The organism is Lichenicola sp., from assembly GCF_965198575.1.
Taxonomy (GTDB): domain Bacteria; phylum Pseudomonadota; class Alphaproteobacteria; order Acetobacterales; family Acetobacteraceae; genus Lichenicola.
Genome location: NZ_OZ240671.1, coordinates 2,991,691 through 3,016,933 on the forward strand (window position 1 = coordinate 2,991,691; position 25,243 = coordinate 3,016,933).

General features: G+C 68.0%; 24 protein-coding genes. 13 read left to right on the forward strand and 11 right to left on the reverse strand.

Annotation, left to right across the window (positions count from 1 at the left end; translation table 11 throughout):
- Positions 1-36: 36 nt before the first annotated feature.
- The 5 genes from ACOEQ2_RS13560 to ACOEQ2_RS13580 form a co-directional block, all read right to left on the reverse strand.
- Entirely contained in the window at positions 37-2,277 is a 2,241-nt protein-coding gene (locus tag ACOEQ2_RS13560; RefSeq protein WP_419728501.1) for a TonB-dependent receptor, read from the reverse strand.
- Between the two features lie 57 nt (positions 2,278-2,334).
- Positions 2,335-2,685: a winged helix-turn-helix domain-containing protein gene (locus tag ACOEQ2_RS13565; protein WP_419728502.1), complete on the reverse strand. Its 351-nt coding sequence runs from the start codon at positions 2,683-2,685 to the stop codon at positions 2,335-2,337.
- A complete protein-coding gene (locus ACOEQ2_RS13570) occupies positions 2,682-4,364 on the reverse strand; it encodes a M3 family oligoendopeptidase (RefSeq protein WP_419728503.1) in 1,683 nt (560 codons plus the stop codon). Before ACOEQ2_RS13570 ends, ACOEQ2_RS13565 begins: the two co-directional genes overlap by 4 nt.
- 87 nt (positions 4,365-4,451) lie before the next feature.
- Positions 4,452-5,399, reverse strand: a complete 948-nt coding sequence (locus ACOEQ2_RS13575) for an SAM-dependent methyltransferase (RefSeq protein ID WP_419728504.1) — start codon at positions 5,397-5,399, stop codon at positions 4,452-4,454.
- Positions 5,400-5,410: 11 nt separating this feature from the next.
- On the reverse strand, positions 5,411-5,854 hold the full coding sequence (locus tag ACOEQ2_RS13580; protein ID WP_419728505.1) for a DUF423 domain-containing protein: 444 nt from the start codon (positions 5,852-5,854) through the stop codon (positions 5,411-5,413).
- A gap of 45 nt (positions 5,855-5,899) precedes the next feature.
- On the opposite strand from ACOEQ2_RS13580, the gene pip reads away from it, so the two are divergent.
- The 4 genes from pip (at position 5,900) to ACOEQ2_RS13600 (ending at position 8,647) form a co-directional block, all read left to right on the forward strand.
- The gene (gene pip, locus ACOEQ2_RS13585; RefSeq protein WP_419728506.1) at positions 5,900-6,919 is read left to right on the forward strand and encodes a prolyl aminopeptidase; all 1,020 of its coding nucleotides are present in this window, start codon (positions 5,900-5,902) and stop codon (positions 6,917-6,919) included.
- A gap of 137 nt (positions 6,920-7,056) precedes the next feature.
- Complete coding sequence (locus ACOEQ2_RS13590; protein WP_419728507.1) at positions 7,057-7,629, forward strand: DUF4142 domain-containing protein; 573 nt, start codon at positions 7,057-7,059, stop codon at positions 7,627-7,629.
- A gap of 89 nt (positions 7,630-7,718) precedes the next feature.
- On the forward strand, positions 7,719-8,057 hold the full coding sequence (locus ACOEQ2_RS13595) for an antibiotic biosynthesis monooxygenase family protein (protein ID WP_419728508.1): 339 nt from the start codon (positions 7,719-7,721) through the stop codon (positions 8,055-8,057).
- Between the two features lie 32 nt (positions 8,058-8,089).
- Entirely contained in the window at positions 8,090-8,647 is a 558-nt protein-coding gene (locus ACOEQ2_RS13600) for a cob(I)yrinic acid a,c-diamide adenosyltransferase (protein WP_419728509.1), read from the forward strand.
- A 297-nt stretch (positions 8,648-8,944) separates the two neighbouring features.
- On the opposite strand, the gene ACOEQ2_RS13605 is transcribed toward ACOEQ2_RS13600, so the two are convergent.
- Entirely contained in the window at positions 8,945-9,253 is a 309-nt protein-coding gene (locus ACOEQ2_RS13605) for a hypothetical protein (protein WP_419728510.1), read from the reverse strand.
- A 375-nt stretch (positions 9,254-9,628) separates the two neighbouring features.
- On the opposite strand from ACOEQ2_RS13605, the gene ACOEQ2_RS13610 reads away from it, so the two are divergent.
- Positions 9,629-11,374, forward strand: a complete 1,746-nt coding sequence (locus tag ACOEQ2_RS13610) for a Hint domain-containing protein (protein WP_419728511.1) — start codon at positions 9,629-9,631, stop codon at positions 11,372-11,374.
- Positions 11,375-11,634: 260 nt separating this feature from the next.
- On the opposite strand, the gene cobA is transcribed toward ACOEQ2_RS13610, so the two are convergent.
- Complete coding sequence (gene cobA, locus ACOEQ2_RS13615) at positions 11,635-12,501, reverse strand: uroporphyrinogen-III C-methyltransferase (RefSeq protein WP_419728512.1); 867 nt, start codon at positions 12,499-12,501, stop codon at positions 11,635-11,637.
- 137 nt (positions 12,502-12,638) lie between these two features.
- Here cobA and ACOEQ2_RS13620 point away from each other — a divergent pair, with 137 nt between their 5' ends.
- The 7 genes from ACOEQ2_RS13620 to ACOEQ2_RS13650 all read left to right on the forward strand — a co-directional run bounded on the left by ACOEQ2_RS13620 (position 12,639) and on the right by ACOEQ2_RS13650 (position 20,837).
- A complete protein-coding gene (locus ACOEQ2_RS13620) occupies positions 12,639-13,469 on the forward strand; it encodes a ferredoxin--NADP reductase (protein ID WP_419728513.1) in 831 nt (276 codons plus the stop codon).
- A 32-nt stretch (positions 13,470-13,501) separates the two neighbouring features.
- Positions 13,502-14,908: a glutathione-disulfide reductase gene (gene gorA, locus ACOEQ2_RS13625; RefSeq protein WP_419728514.1), complete on the forward strand. Its 1,407-nt coding sequence runs from the start codon at positions 13,502-13,504 to the stop codon at positions 14,906-14,908.
- Between the two features lie 166 nt (positions 14,909-15,074).
- Complete coding sequence (locus ACOEQ2_RS13630; protein ID WP_419728515.1) at positions 15,075-15,389, forward strand: DUF1488 family protein; 315 nt, start codon at positions 15,075-15,077, stop codon at positions 15,387-15,389.
- Positions 15,390-15,436: 47 nt separating this feature from the next.
- Positions 15,437-15,574 (forward strand): hypothetical protein, encoded by a 138-nt coding sequence (locus ACOEQ2_RS13635; RefSeq protein WP_419728516.1) that lies wholly within the window; start codon positions 15,437-15,439, stop codon positions 15,572-15,574.
- A 182-nt stretch (positions 15,575-15,756) separates the two neighbouring features.
- Positions 15,757-17,349 (forward strand): chaperonin GroEL, encoded by a 1,593-nt coding sequence (groL, locus tag ACOEQ2_RS13640; protein ID WP_419728517.1) that lies wholly within the window; start codon positions 15,757-15,759, stop codon positions 17,347-17,349.
- A gap of 111 nt (positions 17,350-17,460) precedes the next feature.
- Positions 17,461-19,683, forward strand: a complete 2,223-nt coding sequence (locus ACOEQ2_RS13645; RefSeq protein WP_419728518.1) for a DPP IV N-terminal domain-containing protein — start codon at positions 17,461-17,463, stop codon at positions 19,681-19,683.
- A gap of 275 nt (positions 19,684-19,958) precedes the next feature.
- Complete coding sequence (locus ACOEQ2_RS13650; RefSeq protein ID WP_419728519.1) at positions 19,959-20,837, forward strand: alpha/beta fold hydrolase; 879 nt, start codon at positions 19,959-19,961, stop codon at positions 20,835-20,837.
- Positions 20,838-20,841: 4 nt separating this feature from the next.
- Here the strand turns inward: ACOEQ2_RS13650 and ACOEQ2_RS13655 are convergent, their stop codons facing one another.
- From ACOEQ2_RS13655 to ACOEQ2_RS13670, 4 genes are read right to left on the reverse strand one after another with little or no spacing between them, the layout of a single operon-like run.
- Entirely contained in the window at positions 20,842-21,405 is a 564-nt protein-coding gene (locus ACOEQ2_RS13655; RefSeq protein ID WP_419728520.1) for a PqiC family protein, read from the reverse strand.
- Entirely contained in the window at positions 21,402-22,391 is a 990-nt protein-coding gene (locus ACOEQ2_RS13660; protein ID WP_419728521.1) for an MlaD family protein, read from the reverse strand. The genes ACOEQ2_RS13655 and ACOEQ2_RS13660 overlap by 4 nt, the downstream gene beginning before the upstream one ends.
- Entirely contained in the window at positions 22,381-23,184 is an 804-nt protein-coding gene (locus ACOEQ2_RS13665) for an ABC transporter ATP-binding protein (protein WP_419728522.1), read from the reverse strand. The genes ACOEQ2_RS13660 and ACOEQ2_RS13665 overlap by 11 nt, the downstream gene beginning before the upstream one ends.
- An 8-nt stretch (positions 23,185-23,192) precedes the next feature.
- On the reverse strand, positions 23,193-24,440 hold the full coding sequence (locus ACOEQ2_RS13670; protein ID WP_419728523.1) for an MlaE family ABC transporter permease: 1,248 nt from the start codon (positions 24,438-24,440) through the stop codon (positions 23,193-23,195).
- Between the two features lie 113 nt (positions 24,441-24,553).
- Between ACOEQ2_RS13670 and alkB the strand changes: the two genes are divergently transcribed.
- Complete coding sequence (gene alkB, locus ACOEQ2_RS13675) at positions 24,554-25,207, forward strand: DNA oxidative demethylase AlkB (RefSeq protein ID WP_419728524.1); 654 nt, start codon at positions 24,554-24,556, stop codon at positions 25,205-25,207.
- The last annotated feature ends 36 nt before the right edge of the window (positions 25,208-25,243 follow it).

Consider the following 25,243-nt stretch of genomic DNA (forward strand, 5'->3'; position numbering starts at 1 on the left):
TCGGGTGGGGTCGTGCCAGCTCCCCGATGGTCGCAATCAGAGATCGAATTCGAGGCTGGCCAGTATCGTCCGTGGTGCACCGAGATAGGCCGTGTCGGCGCCGGGGCTGCCGACGATGTTGCCGTCGGCGATCGACGAATAATAATGCGTGTCGGTGACGTTGATCGCCCCGAGTTTCGCGATCATGGCATGGCGCAGCAGGCGGGTCGCATAGCGGACGCCCAGGTCGAGCGTCGCATACTGCGGCGCGAACGAGTTGTTGGTGTCGGTCGCGGCGCGGTCGCTCTCGTAATGCACGGCACCGGTGAAGGCCAGGCCGTGCAGGAACAGCGGGTGCCAGTCGAGCGTGACGTCGCTCTTCCACTGCGGCACGCCGACGATCATCCCACCGGCGGTCGCCGGATTGCCGGAGTCGAGCAGTCGCGCATCGATATAGGTGAAGCCGCCGAGCACGCTCAGCGACGGCAGCAGGTTGCCCTGCGCGAAGGTCTCGAAGCCCTGGTCACGCTGCTCGCCGATCACCTGGAAGACGTTGTCGGTCGGCGTGGTCGCGTACGGCCGTGTCATGCGGAAGGCATCGGCCGTCAGCAGCAGGTTCTCGACCGGTGCGTATTTGACGCCGGCCTGGAACATCTCGTCGTGATAGGGCGCCAGGAAGGCGTTGGCGTTGACCGCGGTGGTGGGCGCCTGGTCGCTTTCCTCGACGCTGCTCGCATACGTGAAATAGGCGGTGATCTTTGATGTGGGTGTCCAGATCCCGCTCACCGTCGGGCTGAAGGCGCCGTTCGCATCGCCCGTGCTGGTGACGGCATCCTTGCTGCTGTAGCTGGCTGAGCGGAGGAAGGATTCGCTGAACACCGCCTGCACCGCCCAGTGCTGGTCGACATGCAGCGTGTCGCCCTCGATGATCGATTGCTGGAACAGGTCGCCCGCGAGATATTGGGTGCCGTGCAACGGGATCGGCACGTAGCGGAAGATCGCCGGATCGGCCAGGTTCGATTTGCCGAGGGTCGTCACGATCGAGTTACGGTCATTGTACTGGTCGTTGACGAAGCCGTTGGTGCCGAGCGTCACGTCGTTGCGCATGCCGGCGATGGTCACGTGGCCGTTCAGCGAGGCCTCGTTGCTGCCGTCGGTGAAATGCGGGACGGCGGTGAAGTTCTTCGTCGTGGTGTAGGCGCCGAGATTGTTGCTGAGCGTGTTGGTGATGCCGAACAGGTTGCGCTGCGCGTCCTGGTACAGCCCACCAAGCTCGAGATGCCAGTCATTGCCGAAATCGTGCAGGATCTTCACGAGCCCGGTGTCGGTGATGAGATCGGTGCCGGCGCCAGGCTGGCCGAGGCCGCGCTCGGTCGGATCGGGTGCGGGTGGCAGGATCGTGCTCCTGTTCGACGAGCTCGTGCTGGCGCCGTCATACACGATGCTGCCGGGCAGGCCGGTGCCGCTATCCTCGTAATGGCTGCCATCGACCTGGATCACCGTGTCTGCGTCGACATGGATATCGAGATCGGCGCTGCCGAGCGTGCGGTCTGCGAAGCTGCCATCCGTAAAGCTCTCGCCCTCGCCATGCACGAGATCGACCCGGTAGCCGAGCCAGCCATCGTTTCCGACGCGACCGCCGACATCCGCCTCGCTGGTGAACAGCCCGTCGCTGGCATAGCTGCCGACCAGGCGCGCGAGCGGCGCGTCGGTCGGGCGCTTCAGGATGTAGTCGAACACGCCGGCCGGAGTTTCCGGTCCAAACAAGGCGCCGCCGAGCCCGTTCAGCACCTGGATGCTGTCGAGATTCTCGACCGGAATCGCGGTGGTGCCGATGATGTTGAGGCCGTCGAGCCGCGTGTTCTCGGTGATCGAGCCCTGGAAACCGAGCGATTGCGGCCGCGATACTTCGAGCCCCTGCTGGTCGCGCACCTCGACCGATGGCAGCGAGCGCAGCGCGTCGTTCAGCGTGCGCAGCTGCTGGTTTGCGAGGAAATCCTGGCTCAGCACGGTCACCGAGACCGGCGCGGTCAGCATCGATGCCTGGCCGAGCGGGCCGAGCTGCGCGGTGCTGGTGTGGAACTGTGCGGTCGACGCGTACGGCGCCTGGCCGCGCACGTCGATCGTCTCGTCCGGGCTGGTGGATGGCGGTCTCGCCGGGGCGGGCGCCGCATTTTCCGGTGCGGATGTCTTGACCGCCGGCGTCTGGTCGGGGTCGGCGCCGGTTCCAGCCCAGGCAGTCGTCGGAAGCGCAGCCGCCAGTGCCACTGCCAGCAGCCGCGTCGATCGTGATGCCATGTCCCACCCCAAGCCTTCGGCTAGGGTTATATCCGATGAAATATAGCGGGCGAAATGCTATTGCGTGATCAGGGCGGCGAGCCTGGCCAGCGTGACATTCGTGGCGGCCTGGGCGTCGCGCTCCAGCTGACGATAGCCCTCGACCAGCGCGTCACCCACCGTGGTCAAGGCCGCACCGCCGCCGCCGGCACCGCCCGGACGCGCCGTCACCACCGGCTGGCCCAGGCTCTTGCTCATCGCCTCGACCAGCAGCCAGGCGCGCCTGTACGACATGCCCATCTCACGGCCGGCAGCGGCGATCGATCCATGAACGGCGATCAGTTCGAGCAGCCGCACCTTGCCCGGCCCGAGCCATCGGCCCTCGTCGGTGTCGACCCGGAGGGTGAGGCGCAGGACCGGCGGGCTCACGCTGCGAGCACGGCCTCCGCCTCGCGCACCACATCCTCGAGTGCGCCGTCGGCGAAGGGCGAGATCAGCCCGGCTGTTGCCACCAGCTCGGTGAACGGCGCCGAACCGCCTTCCCCGCACAGGTCGCTGTAGCGGCGCATCGCGTCGGCGGGATCGCGGCGCGAGGACAGCCAGAACTGCATCGCGCAGCACAGCGCCAGCGTGTAGTCGATATAGTAGAACGGCAAGCGATAGATGTGGAGCTGCGCCTGCCAACGACCGCCCTTCGCGGGATGGGCCAGGTCACCATAATCACGCCACGGCATGTAGCGCGCCTCCAGGCGTTTCCACAGCGCATTGCGCTCGGCGGGGGTGAGGCCAGGGTTCGCGTACACCTCGTGCTGGAAATGATCGACGCAGACGCCATAGGGAAGAAACGCCAGGCTGCCGATCAGGTGCATGCGTCGGAAACGGTCGGCGGCATCCTCGCCGACCATCAGCGCCATCTGCGGATAGGTCAGGAACTCGAGCGCCATCGAGTTGATCTCGGCCGCCTCCATGGTCGGCCACAGCACGTCGATGCCGGGCAGGTCACGGCTTTTCCAGTTCTGGTAGGCGTGTCCCATCTCGTGCGTGAACACGTTGATGTCGCCGTGCGTGCCGTTGAAGTTGGCGAAGATGAACGGCACGCCTTCGGTCGGGAACGAGGTGCAGAAGCCGCCACCGGCCTTTCCCTCACGGTTCTTCAGATCCATGAAGCCGCCGTCCGCCATCATCGCAAAGAACTCGCCCATGTCCGGGTCGAGCCGGTCAAACATGGTGCGCGCCTGCGCGATCATGAAGTCATGGTCGCCGGCGGGCTTCGGGTTGCCGGCCGCATCGATCAGGTTCTCGTCCCAGGACTGCAGCCGATCCCAGCCCTGTGCCGCGCGACGCTGCTCGAGCAGCCGGCCGACCAGCGGCACTACGTGGGTCGCCACCTGGTCGCGGAATGCCGCCACCTGGTCCGGGCCGTAATCGACCCGGCGCATGCGGCGGTAGCCGAGCGGAATGTAGCTGTCGAAGCCGAGTTTCGCCGCCATCCCGGTGCGCAGCCGGACCAGCTCGTCGAAGATCCCGTCGAGCGTGTCCGCGTTCTGGGCAAAGAACTCCCAGCGCGCCTGTTCCGCCGCATGACGCAGGTCGCGATCGAGCGACTCCCCGTACGGCGCCAGCCCGGACAGGTTGGTGACGTGGCCGTCGACGGTGAGTTTTGCCGAGGCCAGCAGCTCGGTATAGCGGGCGCAGAGTTTCGCCTCCTCCTCCAGGTCCGCGGCGATCGCCGGATCGAACGTGGTGACGTCGCTCTCCCAGAGTCGCACGACATGCGCGCCGACCACCGCCTCGACCGCCCCGCGATCATGCGCCAGCAGGCGGCGCTTCAGCTGCGTCTCATGGTCGGTGGCGACCGGACCGAGCGCGTCGGCGTAGTCGCGATCGGCCCGCGCCGTCTCGCTGGTGGTGTCCTGGGCGAAGCGCAGATGCACCAGGGCTGCCCAGGTATCGTAGCGCCGCCGCTCCAGGTCCCAGCGATCGAGCGCATGCGCCAGCGGGTCCGGCGGGCTGTCGAGCATGGCGTTGATGGCGGCATAGACCTGGGCGAGCCCGTCGCGCGTCGGCCGCTCGGCCTGGATGTCGGAGAAGGTCAGCGTGGTGGTCATTGGGTCATATCCCGGCCGGCGTGAGGCAGTACTCTCGAGCCATGTCACACGACCCGACGGCGGAAGGCCAGCACGGATGGACCCGCCTCAGCGGCACCACAGGAACGTCAGCTCGTGCTTGTTGTGCGACAGATGCAGGACGCGGCCGCCGGGGATCGCGGCGAAGGCGTCCGCGGCGTCGTGGTCGGTGGGGTCCTGGAACTTGATCGTGCAGACGATGCGCGCAGCCTTGCCGGCGAGGATCCAGCGCTGCACCAGGACCAGCAGCCGCTCCGGATAGGCGATGACGTCGCTGAACAGCCAGTCGACCGCGGGCTCGTTCGCCGGATCGAGCCCGAAGGCGCTCTCGCGGCGGAACGTCACCCCCGGCATGGCGGCCACCGTCGGATCGAGCGGCGCGCGGTCGACCGCGGTGACGCCGGCGCCGAGGCTGGCGATCGCCCAGGTCCAGCCGCCCGGGGTGGCGCCGAGATCGAGGCAGGTCTCGCCCGGCTGGGGCCAGACACCCAGCCGGGCACAGGCCTCCCACAATTTGAGATAGGCCCGGCTCGGCGGACCGACGCGGTCCTCGATGAAGCGGGCGATCCCGTTCGGGAACGGGCTGGTCTTGGTGGTGCTCAGCAGCAGCCGGTCGGGCGCGAGCAGGGTCCAGGCGCCGAGCGGGGCAGCGGGCGCCGCCATCGGGAACTTCAGGGGTGCGGCCTTCACCGGTGGCAGCCGCTCGGCGATCAGCGCGGACCGGCGGTGGAACCCCACCGGCTCGAGGCTCCAGTTGCGCTGCCGGTCGCGCAGCGCGGCCACTGCGGTGCCGATCGACGGGACCTCGACCAGTTCCGGCGCGGTCCAGCAATCGAGCGCCCACAATGCCTGCACCGGCGGGTCCGGGGACAACGCCAACCTGCCGTGCCAGGCGGCGATGCGCGCTCCGCGGCGGGCGAGCTCTTCCGCCAGCACCGCCTCGTTGCCCTCCGAGGCCAGGTAGGCGGCGCCGCACCGGTCGAGATCGGCGGCGGGCGGGAGGTCGTCCGGCGGCATCGCATCGTCCGTCACCGGCGCAGGCAGCCCCAGGCCAGCAGGAGCCAGCCCAACATCAGCACGCTGCCGCCGAACGGTGCGGCGTGACCGACGGTCCGGGCCCAGCTCTCGCCGCCGGCGAAGGCCAGCGCGTACACGCCGGCGCAGAAGCACACGATGCCGAGCAGGAACGCGATCCCCGCCAATCGCAGCACCCAGGCGCTCCGGACCGGACGGTCGAGCAGCAGCCCGGTCGCGATCAGCGCCATCGCGTGCCAGCCCTGCATCTGCACGGCACTGGCCAGCATGGGCCGGCCGCCTGGCGCCAGCAGCCGGTCCGGCAGGTGTGCGGCGACGGCGCCCATCGCCACGGTGGCCAGCCCGAGCAGCGCGCCCGCGATCAGCAGCAGCCGCGGCCAGGCGGTCCCGGGTGGCGTGACCGTCGAGCGTCTGGCGACAACATGCGGGGTGTCCATCGGTCGGGCTTCTAGCTGTCGGCGCGGCCTTGCGTATAGTGCGCCATGTCACGTGGCGACCTGTTTCCCGAGATCGAGCCTTTTGCCGCCGGCTACCTGCCGCTGGAACCTGGCCATGTGCCCAGCCAGGTCAAGGCTGGCGGCCATGCGCAGCCCGATACCGGGCACGTCATGTACTGGGAGCAGGTCGGTCGTCCGGACGGCCGGCCGGTGCTGTTCCTGCATGGCGGGCCGGGGGCGGGGGCAGGCATCGTGCACCGGCGCTTCTTCGATCCGGCGGTGTGGCGGGTGGTGATCTACGACCAGCGCGGCGCCGGCCGGTCGAGGCCGCAGGGGTCGCTCGCCCGCAACGACACGCCGACGCTGATCGAGGACATCGAGACGCTGCGGCGGCATCTGGGGATCGACAGCTGGCTGCTGTTCGGCGGTTCCTGGGGCTCGACGCTGGCGCTGTCCTACGCGCAGGCGCATCCGGACCGTGTGCTGGCGCTCGTGTTGCGCGGCATCTTTCTCGGCCGGCGCCGCGAGCTCGACTGGTTCCTGCATGGCCTGCAGGCGGTGTTTCCCGACGCCCATGCGGATTTCGCCGGCCACATTCCGGAGGCCGAGCGCGGCGACCTGCTCGGGGCCTATCTGAGCCGGTTGACCGATCCGGACCCGGCGATCCACCTGGCGGCCGCTCGGGCCTGGTCGGTCTATGAGGGCACCTGCTCGACGCTGCTGCCGACGCCCACCTCCGTCGCCGGCTTCGCCCGCCATCGCGCAGCCCTCGGCCTGGCCCGGATCGAGGCGCACTACTTCCGCAACGGGCTGTTCCTGCCGCCGGAAGGGCTGCTCGGCCGCATGCACCGGATCGCCCACCTGCCGGGCGAGATCGTGCAGGGCCGCTACGACATGGTGTGCCCGCCGGTCAGTGCCTTCGATCTCGCGAGCGCCTGGCCAGCCGCGCGCCTGACCGTGGTGCCCGATGCCGGACATTCGGCTCTGGAGACCGGCACCAGGCGGGCGCTGATCCTCGCCCTGGACCGGTTCCGCCCGGATGCGAAAACTTTGGCGCTCGGATGAACACTGGCGGGGTCATTGCGTTAGACCGGCGATCGCCGCCCGCTCCGTCGTCCCGGCTGAAGCTTTGCCCCGGCAGGCCGTGTGATGATCCGCGACGCTCTCAAGTCACCGATGCTTCCAAACGCCAAGGACACACCATGAACCGTTACGCGCGCTGGGGCTTTGCCCTGGTTCTTCTCCCGATCGCCGCCTGTGCGGACAAGCCCGCGCCGGCCCCGATCGTCCCGTCCGGCCCGCCGCCGCTCGCCGCTGCCGACTCCGCCTTCATCGTGACCGCGGCCCAGGGCGGCATGGCCGAGGTCCAGGAAGGCCAGCTGGCCCAGACCAACGCCCGCAATCCGCGCGTGAAGTCGTTCGCCACGAAGATGGTCAGCGACCATACCGCGAACAACGACCAGCTGAAGCAGATCGCCGTCGCCAAGGGCGCTTCCGTGCCGACAGGCCCGAACGACATGCAGACGCAGGAGCTCTCGACCCTGCAGGCCGAGAAGGGTCGCAAGTTCGACCATGACTACATCGCCGACCAGATAGCCGGCCACACCGCGATGCTGCAGGCGTTCCAGACCGAGGCGGCGTCCGGCACCGATGCCGACCTGAAGAAGTTCGCGTCCGACACCATCCCGGTGATCCAGTCGCACCTGGACATGGCGAACGGGATCGCTTCGGGCCACATGCACAAGGGCATGCACCACCACAAGGCCGCCAGCTGATCCCTGAGGGTTGCTGAACAACGACCCCCGGCACCCGGACAGGGTGCCGGGGGTCGATGCATGCCCGGCCTGGAACAAGGAACCTGCCGATGTTCATCGCGATGAACCGCTTCCGTGTGGCGCTCGGATCCGAGGCCGAGTTCGAGAAGGTCTGGCTCAGCCGTGACGTGCTCCTGCGCACGGTGCCCGGTTTCGAGAGCTTCCATCTGCTGCGTGGGCCGGAGCACGAGGACCATGTGCTCTATGCGTCGCACACGATCTGGGCGAGCAGGGAGCAGTTCGAGGATTGGACCCGCTCGGACGCCTTCCGCGAGGCCCACAAGTCCGCCGGCCAGACCGGCAGCCGATCGATGTATCTCGGGCCGCCGCAGTTCGAGGGCTTCGACGTGCTACAGGTGATCGACAAGGCCGACGCCGCCACCGGCTGAGCCTTGGGCCTGGGTAGCTGGAGGAACACGTCATGATCCGGATCGACCGCGTCGCCACCCGCACCGGCGACGACGGCACCACCAGCCTCGGCGACGGCTCCCGGACCTCCAAGGATGGCCTGCGTATCGAGGCGCTGGGAGCGGTCGACGAGGCCAACGCGGAGGTCGGTGTGCTGCGCACCCTGTTGCATGCGGACGATTCCGTGAGCGCGTTCCTGGGCCGGATCCAGAACGGCCTGTTCGATATCGGCGGCGATCTCTGCCTGCCTGGCGAGGCTGGCGACAGGTTCAGGATCGATGGCCGCCTGCTCGCGTCGCTCGACGACGCGGTCGCCGAGATGTCGGCGAACCAGCCACCACTCGACAGCTTCGTGCTGCCGGGCGGCAGTGCCGGCGCGGCGCAGGCGCATGTGGTGCGAACGGTGGTGCGGCGGGCCGAGCGACGGGTGGTCGCGCTGGCTGCCGCGGAGCCGGTCAATCCGTTCGTGCTGCGCACGCTCAACCGGCTGTCGGACTACGCCTTCGTGCTCTCCCGCCACCTGAATGACGACGGCCGCAGCGACGTGCTCTGGACGCGTGCCTCAAGCTGACGAGGCGTGGGGAACGGTCGGTCGCACCTGGCTGACTGATCCGCGGTTAGGGGGTCATGCGTCGGTCCGCGCCGGATCGGCTGCCCGCCACCTGGATGGCCTGGCGCTGAGACTGTGCCACCCGTCCGCCGGATGCGGGCACGGGTCAGTTGCGGCCGCACGCGATCTTCGTCGTTGAAGTTGTTCGAGAGACTGCCAGTATTTGCAGAGTAATCCGTCGTGCTGTTCAGGCCGGCGCGGAGCAGCCCCGCACCGAAGTACTCTGGTGGCAGCTATCGGGTGGTCAAGGACACCGGCTCATACAATGTGGAGCTTGAGGTCCACCTTCGGGCGGCGCGCATAGCCCTTCAACGGCCGGTTCGCACGCACGGCTTCCTGGCGCAGCGAGTTCGTCGTCCAGGGTCTGCCCGTACGGTAGGTGATGCCGGCCCTGGTCAGCACGACCGCCATCGCCTGCCAGGACCACTCGTCATGGACCAGATCGAGCATCATCGTACTCTGCTTGCGCAACCACGGGCGAACACTCTCTCCCGGCGTCCAGAGATCCCGGACACGATCAGCTAGCTCCGCAATCTTGCGCTCGGATGGCATGATCTTTTTGGTCACGCTGGTGAAGCAACATCTTCGCCAGGCGATGTCAACCCTGCTGTCATTACGAGTTCGAACCGTGCGTGCCGCTCGATCTGCGACAGTGGCTGAGCCGGTGGCTCATTTCGATCGTCACGCCAGTCCATAATGTTACGCTAAAGCATCAGTGGTTGAACCGGTGGCACAACCAGATGCTCAATCGAGGGCTCTTTTACTACTTAATGACGCAACCGCACCGATTATTATTATAGAATCGTCTAATACCTATGGCTTTTCGGTAAACCCAACTTTACGGTCCGACTGTCCATTGGAAGTGCGCGCCATGCGGTAAACGCACGTGGGTGGTGTGCCTTGACGAGTGGCCATCTCGTGCAAGTAAAATAGGAAAACCCCATGGTTAACACGCCAAACTATTGGAATGGCAATGCTGGAGACTCATTGTGGGATGACGCCGGAAACTGGTCCGCGGGAGTCCCGACCAGTGGTTCAGGGGATATTTCGATAACCCTGGAGGGTACTGTCGACGTCATCATCCAGGCCACCGACCCGACTTACACACTGCGGAGTCTCACGCTCGGAAGCTCGAGCGGAAGCGCCAACCTGATCGACGGGTCCAGCTTGACCGTCAGCACCAGTCTCACGATGGCCGGAAGCAGCAGCTTCCTCGTTACTCAAAGCGGAACTGCAAACTTCGGCAGTCTTGACCTCGGCAGCGCATCCACGATCATTGACCACGGCGCGTTGAACATCGGCGGAGCCATTACCGGAAACGGCACGATCGCAATCGACGGCGGCGAATTGTTCACGGATACGGTCGGCGGCAACAATCTTTACACGCTGACCAATGGCGGCGTCATAACCTTGACCAACGACGTGTCGAGCACCGGCACCATAAACTTCGGCGACGCGTCGGCCAACACCATGGATCTGGTCTTCGCGACGAGCATCTATAGCGGTGCGATCACCGGATTCGGTACGGGATCGAACGTCATCGATCTGGAGTCTCTGGCGTACAAGAGCAGCTATACGTTTTCCTACACCGGGTCTTCGATAGTCATCAATGATGGTAATTCGACCGTATTCGTTCTGACCGATATCAACAATCCTGGCGCGCTGGTTCTGAAAAGCGACGGCGCCAAGGGTACCGAGCTCATGACGTGCTTCCTCCGCGGCACGCTGATCGCGACCCCCGCCGGCGATGTGGCGGTCGAGGATCTCTGCGTTGGCGACATGGTCAGCGTGCTCGAGGACGGCGAGCGTGTCGGTCGCCCGATCGCCTGGACCGGTTGTGGCCGCATGGACGCCAGCCGCCTGGCTCATGCGGACGAAGCCTTTCCGGTTCGCATCCGCAAGGACGCGTTCGCCTCTGGCCTCCCGGCGCGCGACCTGCTGGTGACGCCCGAGCATTGCATCCTCACCGCTGCCGGCCTCGTCCCCGCGCGCATGCTGGTGAACGGCGCCTCGATCCTGATCGATCGCAGCATTCCGGATTACGAGTTCTTCCATGTCGAACTGGATACTCACGCCATCCTGCTCGCCGAGGACCTGGCCACCGAGAGCTATCTCGATACCGGCAATCGTGGCCTGTTCGAGGGCGGACGCGCGCACGCCAACGTCCTGCGCGGTCCGACAATGGCCGCGCCGCTGGCAGTGTCTCGCGCGCTGGTCGAGCCGATCTGGCAGATGCTGGTCGATCGCGCCTGTGACCTCGGCTTCGAAGGTCCCGGGATCGCCACCGCACTGACCAGTCAGCCGGACCTGCGCCTGCTCCTGGAAGACGGCTCCGAGCTCGGCTGCCATTGGACCGATGGCCACGCGCACATGTTCCGGATCCCGGCCAGCGGAAGGGCGGTACGGCTGCTCTCCCGCTCGGCGATCCCGGCGCGGATCATCGGCCCGTTCGTCGACGACCGCCGGACCCTCGGCGTCTCGGTCGAGAAGCTGGTGTTCTGGACCGGTCTCGTCGAGACGACCCTGAAGGCTGCGGACCTGGCACTGGATGGCTGGCATGCGGCGGAAGACGGCCGGCGATGGACAAACGGCGCCGCGGCACTCGACATGCCAACGATGGAGAAGGCCAGCTATCTCGACGTGCACATCGCCAGCACGGCGCAATACCTGGAACTCGTAGCCGCCTGACGAGCCTCGGAGACCCGTCCCGATCGCGCTCTGCATCGCCGGGAGGCAGGCGCGCGGTCGGTGATGGCACAGCTCGCTGATGCCGTCCCCGGCAGCATTTCCGGACAAGTCCCGGCCACGGACGCATCGGTATCCAGCCCCGAGGCCGGAGGGGCCGACTTGGGAACATCGCCCGAGTGGCCAGCTTCCGCGACCTCGCGGTTCGGTGCGACCGAGGAAGCCCGCGAGTAAGCGGCACGTGCGGTCGATGACGCCTGCTCTCAGAACGTGTCGAGCACCGCTTGTGCGTCGGCTGCCAGGCCGCCGAGCGCATCCCGCATCGCGACGATGCCACCGATCACGATCAGGGCGGGGGTCGGCAGTGGATGGCGCTCCAGCTGACCTGCGAGGGTGGCGAGCGTGCCGACCAGCAGCGTCTGCTCCGCGGTCGCGGCACGCGAGATCGCGGCAGCCGGGGTGTCGGGCGACATGCCCCCCGCCTGCAGACGGTCCGCGATGGCGCCCAGGTTGCGCACCGACATGTAGAGCACGATCGGCTGCCCGAGCCGCGCCAGTGCCGACCAGTCGAGCGACGCCACCGGATCGGTCTCGCCCTCGGCACTGTGACCGGTCGCCAGCACGATCGCCTGGTTGATGCCGCGCACCGTCGCCGGGATGCCGGCCGCGGCCAGTCCGGCCAGCCCGGCGGTGAGGCCAGGGATGATGCGGAACGGGATGCCCTCCCGCGCCAGCACCAGGGCCTCCTCGGCGCCGCGCCCGAAGACGTATGGATCACCACCCTTGAAGCGCAGCACCCGCTGGCCTTCGCGCGCCAGCATCACCAGCCGCGCGGTGATGTCGCTCTGGTGGATCGACGGGCGGCCGCCGCGTTTGCCGGCGAACTCCAGCACCGCGCCGGGCCGCGCCAGGTCGAGCACGCCGCGATCGACCAGCGCGTCATAGACGATGATGTCCGCCTGGATCAGGCCGCACAGCGCGTTGAGGGTCAGGTGGCCGCGATCGCCTGGCCCGGCGCCGGCAAGCCACACATGCCCCGGCTCCAGCACCGGGCAGCGCCCGCCGAGCAGCCGGCCGACCGCGGCCTCGACGCTGATCCCGCTGCCGGCTCGATCATCGGCCTTCACCACGGGCTTGCACCCTGGTGCCGGATGCTGCACTGCAACCTGATTGCCATACCGGCCTCTGCCATGAGCGTTTAGTGCTGGCAACCTGGCCGCCCCCACCATAGATCAACGCCCGGTCCCGTAACCTGGAGCTTGTAGGAATGTCCGACACGGCCATCAGTTCTGAACCATCGGTGCTGGCACCGCCGACGCGCACCTACGGCCATCTGAGCCCGGAGACGGTGCTGACGGTGCATCACTGGACCGACCGGCTGTTCTCCTTCACCACCACGCGCGACCAGAGCCTGCGGTTCGAGAACGGCCAGTTCGCGATGATCGGCCTCGAGCTCGACGGCAAGCCGCTGCTGCGCGCCTACAGCATCGCCAGCGCCAATTACGAGGAGCAGCTCGAGTTCCTCAGCATCGCGGTGCCGGAAGGCCCGCTGACCTCGAAGCTCGTGAAGGTGCAGCCCGGCGACACCGTGCTGGTCGGACGCAAGCCGGTCGGCACCCTGCTGGTCGACAACCTGCGCCCCGGCCGCCACCTCTATCTGCTCGCCACCGGCACCGGTCTCGCGCCGTTCATGGCGCTGATCAAGGACCCGGCCGTGTATGACCGCTTCGATCAGGTCATCCTGGCGCATGGCGTGCGCATTTCAGGTGAGCTCGCCTATGCCAACCACATCCGCCACGAGCTGCCGAAGCACGAGTTCCTGGGCGAGGAGGTGGCCGCCAAGCTGCGATACTATCCGACCGTGACGCGCGAGGAATACCAGACCACCGGGCGCATCACCGACCTGATCGAGAGCGGCAAGATCTTCACCGACCTCGACCTTCCGCCGCTCGATCCGGAGCACGACCGCGTGATGATCTGCGGCAGCGAGGCGATGCTGGCGGATCTGGAGGCGCTGTTGCTGGCGCGCGGCTTCGACGAAGGCAACAACGCGAAGCCCGGCTCCTACGTGGTCGAGAAGGCGTTCGCCCAGAAATAATTGGGGCACGCCGCATTCAGCTAGGATCATCGATGGCGTTTGACTTCGACCTGTTCGTCATCGGTGGCGGCTCCGGCGGCGTGCGTTGCGCACGCATCGCGGCGACGCATGGGGCCCGCGTCGCGGTGGCGGAGAGCCGGCACTGGGGTGGCACCTGCGTCAATCTCGGCTGCGTGCCGAAGAAGATGATGGTGCAGGCCAGCGAGTATGGCGAGCACGCGCTGGATGGCCGTGGCTTCGGCTGGAGCAGCGAGCCCGGCACGCATGACTGGGCCAGGTTGATCGCAGCCAAGGACCACGAGATCGGCCGCCTCAACGCCATCTATGTCCGGCTGCTGGGCAATGCCGGGGTGACGCTGTTCGAGGGCCGCGCGCGCTTCGAGGACGCGCACACGCTGGTGCTGGAGCCGGGACCGCTCGACCCGGAGTTCGAGCCGCGTCGCATCACCGCCAGGCGCATCGTCATTGCCACCGGCAGCACGCCGGTGGTGCAGCCGCATATCGAAGGCTACGAGTTCGGCATCAACTCGGACCAGGCGTTCCATCTGCCTGAGCGCCCGGAGCGCGTGACCATCGTCGGCGGCGGCTATATCGGCGTCGAGTTCGCCGGCATCTTCGCGGGCCTCGGCTCCGAGGTGCAGATGATCTTTCGCCAGAAGCTGCCCTTGCGCGGCTTCGACGAGGATCTGCGGCACGCCCTGGCCGAGGCGATCGAGGCGCGCGGCATAACGGCGCATCCGAACAGCCTGCTGCACGGCATTCGCCGCCTGGATGGCGATCAGCATGGTGCGCTTCAGGTGAGACTGACCGACGGTCGCGAATGGGCCACCGACTGCGTGTTTTTCGCGGTTGGCCGGATGCCGAACGTGGCCGGGCTCGGTCTCGACGCAACCGGCGTGCGCACCACCGCGGAGGGGCGTATCCTGGTGGATGCGGGGAGCGAGACGCACGAGCCGGGCATCTTCGCGATCGGCGACGTCACCAACCGGGTCAATCTGACGCCGGTGGCGATCGCCGAGGGTCACATCCTGGCTGACCGGCTGTTCGGCGGCGTGACCCGCGAGTGGTCGTTCGATACCATTCCGAAGGCGGTGTTCTTTTCGCCGCCGCTGGCCAGCGTCGGGCTGACCGAGCACGAGGCGGCGGAGCAGGGGCCGGCCGACATCTACCTGGCCCGCTTCACGCCGATGCGCCACACGCTGAGTGGGCGCAAGCGGCACAGCGTGATGAAGCTGGTAGTGGATCAGGCCAGCAGCCGGGTGGTCGGGGTGCACATGCTGGGCGAGGACGCGCCCGAGATGATGCAGGGCATGGCGATCGCGGTGTCGGCGGGGCTCACCAAGGCGGACTTCGATCGCACCATCGGCATCCATCCGACCTCCGCCGAGGAGTTCGTGACGATGCGAGCCCGGACACGCATGGCCGCGGTGGCGGAATAGCTCGCAGAGACCAAAGCTCGGCGTTTCCAGGCACGTAGCGCCCGGTCCCGGAGCCAACCGGGGCGGTTGCGGCCTAGAAATGGTCGCAGTTGGTCCCCATATGCTATTTTCCTCGTCCAAGTCGATTATTTTGCTGTATATCGCTTCCTTTGGAAGGATACTTCCCGTGACCAATTCCAAGCCGAAGATCGTAGTGGCGAAGCCACGCTGGGACGGGAGTCGCGTCGTCTTCGAAATCGACGTCGATGGCGAGGCGGTTCCGTGCGCGATCTCGCGGTCGGCGTTGCAGGACATCAGCGGCGTCAGGCGTTTCGCGCCGGTCGACCTGTTGCGCGGCTTCGGTGAAGTTCGTGCGCGGATCGAGGAGATCGCCGCCAACAAGTTCCGCATCAGGCCTGAAAGCGTTACCGGCTTCGTGAGCATCTGGGCTGACGATATCGAGGATGTTCGGCCGACGCCGGCCGGCACCGCCGCCGCGTAGCAGGCTCCGAGCGGGTCTGCGATCCAACAACCAGAACGGGAGCAGACATGTCCAAGGAACAGAATCGCGGTAATCGCGAGGCAAAAAAGCCGAAGGCGAACAAGAAGCCGGCCACCGCGGCCGCGTCGCCTTTCACCGCTCCGCAGGCCGCCCTGCCGCACAAGGGCGCCCGCAAGCCGAGCTGAGACCACCAACGCAGACCGACGAATCGCCCCGCACCGGCTTCGCCCGGTCGGGGCCCTGGCTGGCCGACCGCCGCACCCGCAGGGTCATGGCGCCGCCTGCTCAACCCACCGTATCCCGGCCGGCCAGCCAGCAGTCACTGCCGGCTGGCCGGCTGCAATAACCCATCCAGAGGAACACGCTCATGGCAGCCAAAGACGTCCGGTTCGGCAGCGAAGCCCGCTTGCGCATGTTGCGCGGCGTCGACCTGCTCGCAGACGCGGTGAAGGTCACCTTGGGGCCCAAGGGCCGCAACGTGGTGATCGACAAGAGCTACGGCGCGCCGCGTATCACCAAGGACGGCGTCACCGTCGCCAAGGAGATCGAGCTCTCCGACAAGTTCGAGAACATGGGCGCGCAGATGGTGCGCGAGGTCGCCTCCAAGACCAACGATCTCGCCGGTGACGGCACCACCACCGCCGTCGTGCTGGCGCAGGCGATCGTGCGCGAAGGCGGCAAGGCGGTCGCTGCCGGCGTCGATCCGATGGACCTGAAGCGCGGCGTCGACAAGGCGGTCGTGGCCCTGGTGGCCGAGCTCGCACGGATCTCGCGTCCGATCACCAGCCAGTCCGAGATCGCCCAGGTCGGCACCGTGTCGGCGAACGGCGAGGAGGAGATCGGCCGCATGCTGTCCGAGGCGATGCAGAAGGTCGGCAAGGAAGGCGTCATCACCGTCGAGGAGGCCAAGGGCCGCGACACCGAGCTCGATGTCGTCGAGGGCATGCAGTTCGACCGCGGCTACCTGTCGCCGTACTTCATCACCAACACCGAGCGCATGATCGTGTCGCTCGAGCAGCCCTACATCCTGCTGCACGAGAAGAAGCTGTCCGGCCTGCAGCCACTGCTGCCGCTGCTGGAAGCCGTCGTGCAGTCCGGCCGTCCGCTGCTGATCATCGCCGAGGACGTCGATGGCGAGGCGTTGGCAACGCTCGTGGTGAACAAGCTGCGTGGCGGCCTGCAGGTCGCGGCCGTCAAGGCGCCCGGCTTCGGCGATCGTCGCAAGGCGATGCTCGAGGATATCGCGCTGCTCACCGGCGGCACCGTGATCAGCGAGGATCTCGGCATCAAGCTGGAGACGGTCGGGCTCGAGATGCTCGGCAAGGCGACCCGCGTGGTGATCGAGAAGGAGACCACGACGATCATCGGCGGCTCCGGCGAGAGCGAGGCGATCCAGGCCCGCTGCGCCCAGCTGCGCGCGCAGATCGAGGAGGTCACCTCGGACTACGATCGCGAGAAGCTGCAGGAGCGCCTTGCGAAACTTGCAGGCGGTGTCGCGGTGATCCGCGTCGGCGGCTCCAGCGAGGTCGAGGTCAAGGAGCGCAAGGACCGCGTCGACGATGCGCTGCATGCGACTCGCGCCGCCGTCGAGGAGGGCATCGTGCCGGGTGGCGGCGTCGCATTGGCGCGCGCGTCGAAGGTGCTGGCCTCGCTCGTGACCGACAACAAGGACCAGCGCTTCGGCATCGAGATCGTTCGTCGCGCGGCCCTGACGCCGCTGCGCCAGATCGCCGAGAACGCCGGCGAGGACGGTGCGGTCGTGTCCGGGCACGTGCTCGACAACGATGGCGCCGACTGGGGCTTCGACGCGAACCTGTGCGAGTACAAGGATCTCGTCGCGGCCGGCATCATCGACCCGACCAAGGTGGTGCGCGCCGCCCTGCAGCATGCGGCCTCGGTTGCCGGCCTGCTGATCACCACCGAGGCGATGGTCGCGGTGGCCCCCGAGCCGGAAGCCTGATCACCCGAAACCTGTAACCGGACGCCCTGGATCCACCGATTCAGGGCGTTCCCGGGTTGCCTCGGGAGTGCGCCGGCGGCCACAGTGCCGCCGATTTGCTCTCGGAGGCCCATGTCCCGCTCCCTTTCCGCCACGCTCGCCCTCCTGCTCGGCGGCTCGTGCCTCATCCCGGCCGCGTTCGCCGCCGAAGGCTGCTTCCAGCAGCTCGCTGCCACCCGCGACGGCTCCCTCGGCCAGCCGATCCACGCCACGCCGACGCCCGACGGTCGCTCGGTGTTGTTCCTGCGCAGCGGGCCGCGCGACACCAGGCTGCAGCTGTTCCGCTACGACCTGGCCAGCCACGCCGAGACCGAGCTCGCCCATCCGGCCGACGCACCGGAGCACCTCTCCGTCGAGGAGAAGGCCCGCCGCGAGCGCGCCCGCATGACGCTCACCGGCATCACCGACTTCGCGCTGTCGAAGGATGGCAGCGTCGTGCTGGCAACCGAGGCCGACCACCTGGTGCGAATCGCCTTGCCATCCGGCCAGGTCAGCCCGGTTCCGGGCACCAACTGGATCGCGCCGCGCCTGTCCCCGGACGGCACCCATGTCGCGGCCGTGCGTGACAACGACCTGCATGTGGTGGATCTCGCCAGCGGCCAGGACCGCCAGCTCACCACCGGCGGCACCGACACGCTCACCCACGGGCTGCCGGAATTCGCCGCGTCCGAGGAGCTCGATCGCGCCGACGGCACCTGGTGGTCACCCGATGGCGCCACCCTGCTGTATGAGGAGGCCGACACGTCGGCGGTCGAGACGCACTACATCGCGGATCCGGGGCATCCCTCGGTCGCCCCGGTCTCGTTCCGCTATCCGCGCGCCGGCACCGCCAATGCGCGGGTCAGGCTCGGCCTGGTGTCGCGCGATGGTGGCGCCACGCGCTGGGTAGACTGGGACAGCACCGCGTTTCCGTACCTGGTGCGGGTGGTCTGGCCCGAGCATGGCCGGCTGTCGCTGGTGGTGATGAACCGCGCCGAGACCGAGGAGCGGGTGCTGGCGGTCGATCCGGCCACCGGCCACGCGGACACCATCCTGACCGACACCGACCCGGCATGGGTCAACGCGACGCCCGAGCTGGATCGCGATCCGGCGCCGCTGCCGCACTGGCTGCCGGATGGGTCGGGCTTCCTGTGGGCGGCCGAGCGCAACGGCGCCTGGCAACTCGAACTGCACCACGCCGACGGCTCGCTCGACCATGCCGTGACCGGCCCGAAGCAGCCGTTCCTGGCGCTCGAAAGCGTCGATCCCGCGTCGGGCTCGGTGCTGTTCGAGGCAAATCCGGACCGGCTTGGCACGGCGCTGTATCGCGTGTCCCTGAAGGGCGGGGACGCCACTCCGGTTGCCGCGGAGCCCGGCGTGCACAGCTTCAAGTTCACCGAGCCTGCATCCGATGCATCGGGCCCGACGATCTTCACCGATGCGCTCAACGGCGCCGATGGCAGCTTCGCCACCACGGTGCGCGGCTCCGACGGCCATGCGCTGGCGACCCTGCCGAGCCACGCCGAGACGCCGTCGGTGGTGCCGCACGTCGAGTTCACCCGGGCGGGCGTGCGCGACATGGATGCGATGGTGATCCGGCCCCGGGACTACGTCGCCGGCCGGCATTATCCGGTGATCCTGGAGGTCTATGCCGGCCCCGACTTCAAGACCGTGGTCCGGGCGCCGCGCGAGTTCCTCGAAAACCAGTGCATGGCCAATTTCGGCTTCGTCGTGGTGAGCGTCGACGGACGCGGCACACCGGGGCGCGGGCATGACTGGGAGCGGGCGATCAAGAACGACCTGATCGACGTGCCGCTGGGCGACCAGGTCGACGGGTTGCAGGCGCTGGGCCGGCGCTATCACGAGATGGACATGTCGCGTGTCGGGGTGAATGGCTGGTCGTTCGGCGGCTACTTCACGGCGATGGCGACGATCCGCCGGCCGGACGTGTTCAAGGCGGGTGTCGCCGGTGCGCCGGTGGTCGACTTCGCCGACTACGACACAGCCTATACCGAACGCTATCTCGGCACCCCGCAGGACGATGCGGCCGGCTACCGGACCAGCAACGTGCTGACCTATGCGCCGTCACTGTCGCGGCCGCTGTTCATCATGCATGGCCTGACCGACGACAACGTCTATTTCGAGAACACCGTGAAACTCACCCAGTCGCTGACCACGGCCGGCAAGCCGTACCAGCTGCTGCTGCTGCCGGGCACGCACCAGCTGCCGGACCCGGTGATCCGCGCCCGCGTGGGTGAGGCGCGCATGGCGTTCCTGCAGTCGAAGCTTCAAGGGAACCCGACCTCGACGAAATGAAAGCCCGGATCACGGCCGTGCAATATCGGCCGTGTCTCTGGTTCAGACTCCCGCGTTGCCGGCCTCGACGGATGACACGCAGCACGCGCCCGCGGTTACTCGAAGCATTTCTTCTTGTCGCGATGACGCTGTCCGGCAGGGCTGTGGGCGCCTCGATGGCATCCCTGTCGATCCGTCTGGCACCATTCCGCGTAATGAACTGACAACATTTTTCCGGTCCTCTATTGCGGCCGCGCTGACGGCTCTGCACCGTTGGTGAACTGGGGTAGCGGCACATGCTGATCGATCTGCGCGGGACCACGATCTATGTCGATATCGTCGGCAGTGGGCTCGACGCATCCGGGCCGCAGATGCGCGAGAAGCCGGTGGCGATGTTGGTGCATGGCGGTCCGGGGCTGGACCATACCGGCCTCAAGGGGGAGATGGACGCGCTCTCCGACCGGATGCAGCTGGTCTATTTCGACCATCGCGGGCACGGGCGGTCGGGGCGCGGCGATCCGGATCGCTACACGCTGGACGAGAACGTCGAGGACATGGAGGCGCTGCGTCGCCATCTCGGCCTCGGGCAGATCGTCAGCATCGGCACAAGCTACGGCGGCATGGTCGCGCAGGCACACGCCGCCCGCTATCCCGACGCGGTGTCGCATCTCGTGCTCGTCGTCACCGCGGCCGAAGCCGGCTTCATCGAGACCGCCCGAAGCATCCTCGCGAGCCGCGGGACGACCCTTCAACAGGCCCAATACGACAAGCTCTGCGCCGGCGGGATCGATGAGGAAGAGGATTTCATCCGCTACGTCCGGATCATGGCGCCGCTCTACGCCCACTCGCACGGCTCCGGGTCCCGGCGTGGCGGCCCCGATCACACCATCTACGAGGCCGAGCCGCTGAACCGGGCCTTCAGGCCGGACGGCTTCCTGCGTCGGCTCGACCTGCGCCCCGAGCTGCCGCGGATCACGGCGCGCACGCTCATCATCGCCGGGCGGCACGACTGGATCTGCGCGCCGGCGTTCTCGGAGGAGATCCACCGGCTGATCCCGGGGTCCGAGCTGCGCATCTTCGAGCAGAGCGGCCATGCCATCCGCCAGGACGAGCCCGACCGGCTGATCGAGACGATCGCCCGGTTCGTAACCGGGGATGCGGCCGCCTCGCCATGATCGGCTAACGCAGGTCGGGTGCGATCAGGCCGGCCAGCTGCTGCAGGAGCGCACTCATCGCGGCCACCTGCGCCTGATCGCCGGCGCCGACCGGTCCGACCAGATGCGCGCGCCTGCGGATCGCTTGGGCAGGCCCGCGCGTCGCGTCGATCGTCCAGCTGGCGTCCAGCGTCAGGGTGCCGTCGGGGGCGGGTTCGAAGCGGCTGACGGTCAGGTCGAGGCGACGGAAATCCGGCTGCAGTGGCGAGGTGGTGACCAGGTCCGCCTGTGGCAGCAGCGCCTGCAGGTCGGCGGCCAGCGCCTGGCGGATGCCGACCGACAGCCGATCCCCCCAGCGCCCGTTGGGGCTGGCGACGAGTTCATCCGGCGCGACCCGGCGCAGCAGGCCGCTGCCGTCGAGATGGTCCGGCAGCAGCACGGGGCGGACCTCGATCACGTCCGAGGGCAGGGGCTCGAGCAGCGGGCTGCCGGCGAGCCCGCTGCTGGACAGGACATAGACGTGCAGCCGGGGCGCCGCACAGCTCGCGAGGCCGACCGCCAGCAGCCCGACCAGCAGGTGCCGCCTCATCGGGCGCGTCCGCGCAGCACCAGCGAGGGATCGCTCTCCACATCACGGGCGATGCCACGAAGGCTGTCGGCCGCGGCGGCGAGGTCGCGCAGGCTGGTCTCCAGGTTGAGCCGCGCCTCCGATCGGTCACCGGCCAGCGCGTCGATCGTCGCGGTGAGATGCCGGGCATGGTCCGCGGTCTGGTTGGCGGTGGCGAGCAGCCGGGCAAGCTCCGGACCGCGGACCGCCACCTGCCCACGCAGCGAGGCCGACAGCGCGTCGTAATGCGCGATCGTCTGTAGCGCCTGATCGCGGACTTCCTGCACCGAGCTGTTGATGAGCGGTCCGGTGTCGTGCAGCCCGTCCGCCGTGACTTTCAGGCTGGCGATCAGCGGGGGCAGGCTGGCGATCAGCGGCGGCAGGTTGGTGTCCAGCGTGTCGGCCAGATGCTCGATCGAGTGCAGCGTGCGTTGCGAGCTCTCGGCCAGGTCGCGCAGCGGCAGCTTGGGGATCTGCTCGCGCAGCTGCTCGAACTCGGACTGGATGGTCGGGATCTCGACCAGGCTGCTCTTCTGGCCGGAGAACACCGCGCCGGAGTTCGGCTGGATGTCGAGATCGACCGCCATCTGGCCGGTGACGAAGCTCTGCATCACCAGCTGACCGCGCAATCCGGCCGCCACCAGCTGCGGCAGATCGACCTGCTCCGAGGCGCGTGCGGGTCGTTCCAGCAGCACCCGGCCGGTATCGAGCTGCAGCGTCACCGGGATCCGGGCCTGCAGATCGACCGGGTTCACATAGAGCGAGATGGTCTCGACGGACCCCACCCGGACACCGCGGAAGGTGACCGGCGCGCCAGGCGCCAGGCCGCCGACGCCGCCATGGAAGTAGATCACCGCCTGCTGCACCGGGCTCAGCAGATGCAGGCTGCCGAACACCAGTACCGCGCCCATCGCCAGGCCGAGCCCGACCAGCACGAAGAGCCCGACCAGCGTCTGTCTAGCGGCCATCCGCATCTCCCGTGCCCCGCTCATCCGCCGCTCGCTCATCCGGCACGCGCTCACGATGCATGAAGGCCTGCACCGTGGGGTGCATGCAATGGTCGCGCAGCCAGGTGGGGGCGCCGGTGGCGATCACGGTGTGCGCCTCGGCATCGAGGAAGGCGCCGTCATCGGCGATCGAGAACAGGCTGGGCAGCTCGTGGCTTACCAGCACGATGGTGGTGCCGAGGCCCTCGCGCAGCTCCAGGATCAGGTCGTCGAGGCGCTTCGAGGTGATCGGGTCGAGGCCGGCGGAGGGTTCGTCGAAGAACAGCACCTCCGGATCGAGCGCCAGTGCCCGCGCAAGGCCGGCCCGCTTGCGCATGCCGCCGCTGAGTTCCGCCGGCATGAGGTTGGCCGCCGCCTCCATGCCGACCAGGGCGAGCTTCAGCCGCACCAGGTCTGCGATGGCAGCCGGCTTCTGCCGGGTGAACAGCCGCAGCGGCAGGGCGACGTTCTCGGCGACCGTCAGCGAGCTCCACAGTGCGGCACTCTGGAACAGCACGCCGTAGCGCCGGTTGATCAGGGTCCGGCGTGCCTCGGGCACCTCCCAGTAGCTCTCGCCATCGACCAGCACCGTCCCGGCAATCGGCCGCAGCAGCCCGACGAGCCCCTTCAGCACGGTGCTCTTGCCGCAGCCGCTGGCGCCCATCAGCGCGAAGATCGAGCCCTGGCGCACCCGAAGCGCCACGTCGCGCTGGATCACCCGGTCGCCGAACGCCAGCGTGAGGCCATGTGTTTCGATCTTCAGGGGTGCATCCATTCGGCGGCTCAGAACCCGAACGCGTTGGCGCCGACCGCGAAGGCCGAGTCCAGCACGATCACGCCGACGATGCTGGCCACCACCGCCTTGGTCGCCGCCTGTCCGACCGCGGCGGCGCTGCGTCCGGCATCCAGCCCGATGCGGCACGACACCAGCCCGATCAGGGCGGCGAAGGCCACGCTCTTGATCAGCCCGAACACGAACTGGCTCAACGGAACCGCGTGGGCGAGGGCGGTGGCGAACGCCAGCGGCGACAGGTCGAGCATCGTGGTGGCGACCAGCGCGCCGCCGGCCATGCCGATCACGCACGCATAGAGATAGAGCAGCGGCATGGTCAGCACGAGCGACAGCGTCATCGGCAGCACGAGGTAGGTCTGCTCGCTAATGCCGAGCACCCGCAGCGCGTCGATCTCCTCGTTGGCCTGCATGGTGGCGAGGCGGGCCGCATTGGCGCCACCGGTGCGGCCGGCCAGGATGATCGCGGTCATCACCACCGCCAGCTCGCGCACCAGGCTCAAGCCCACCAGCTGGCTGACGAAGATCTCGGCACCGAGCTTGCGGAGCTGCACCGCGCCGATGAAGGCCAGGATCGCACCCAGCAGTAACGTGACGACGCCGACGATCGGCAGCGCCGAAGGCCCGGCGCGATACACTGCGTCGAGCAGGTCGCCGCCCTGCATGCGGGTGCGCCGGTTGCTTGGCCAAAGCGTGCGCGGCACCAGGGTGTCGGCCAGTGCCGCCACCGCTCCGGCTGCCAGTTCCGCGCCGGCTCCGACCGCGGCGAGAGCACCCAGGGTCGCAGTCCCGATTGCCTGCAGCGGGTTGGTCCGGCGCGTGCCGGGCCCCGGAGCCGCGATGGCCGGTCCTGCCAGGGCCAGCAGTCGCTGCGCCGATGGCGGCAGTCCGCCCTCGTCCAGCGCCAGACTGGCGGCCTGCGCCATGTCGCGCAGCCGCCACACCGTCGCGACCAGCAGGCTGTCCCAGTCGAGGAGGCCATCGGTGTCGAAGCGCACATGCCCGGCTCCGGCGATATCCGATCGGATCGCTCTTGCCTCGAAGTCCGGCACCAGGCCATCGCCGTAGCGCCAGTTGCCGTGCAGCACCACGACAGCCACATCGCCTTCATGCCGCACCAGCCAGAGCCGGTGCTGGCTGTCGTCGGGAGCTCGGGGAGGAGACAGGGTCAGCCGCGCATCCTCAGGCCTTTCGGCAGCGATCCGGGCCGTCCCGTCTGGCCCTGGCCGTATTGCTGTCATGCAGCACGATCCTAGCGTGTCGGCAGCACACGACCAACTGATCCGGGGCGTCTTTACGAGCCCTCCGAAGAAGGGCCACGATATGTTTTGACACATTGCCGTCCGGAGGGACCATGAGCGACCTGCTGGACAGCCTGCCATCGGAAACCCTGGAACCGCTGCTGCTGGCTCCGGGAGCCTGGCTGCTGCCGTCGTTTGCCAGGTTGCAGGCGGACGACCTGCTCGATGATCTCCTGGCCGTCGCCGACGCGGCACCGTTCCGGCATCTGCTGACCCCCGGCGGGGCGACGATGTCGGTGGCGATGACCAATTGCGGCCGCCTCGGCTGGGTCAGCGACGCGCGCGGTTATCGTTACGAGGGCCTGGACCCGCTGACCGGCGCGGCGTGGCCGGTGCTGCCGGCACGATTGCTCGATGTGGCGCGTCGGGCCGCCGCCTCGGTCGGGTACGAGCGCTTCTCGCCCGACGCCTGCCTGGTCAACCGCTACGTGCCCGGCTCGAAGCTGTCGCTGCATCAGGATCGCGACGAGCTCGACCTGGCTGCTCCGATCGTGTCGATCTCCCTGGGTCTCCCGGCGGTGTTCCTCTTCGGCGGCCCCGCGCGGGGCGACCGGCCGCGCCGCATCCGATTGGCGAGCGGCGACGTGGTGATCTGGGGCGGCGCCTCGCGGCTGGTCTATCACGGCATCGCGCCGCTCATGGATGGCCACCATCGCCTGACCGGTCGCGTGCGCTACAACCTCACCTTCCGCACCGTCGGCCTGTAAACCGGGTCGGACGGCACCACTTTCGTTCCTGCAGGA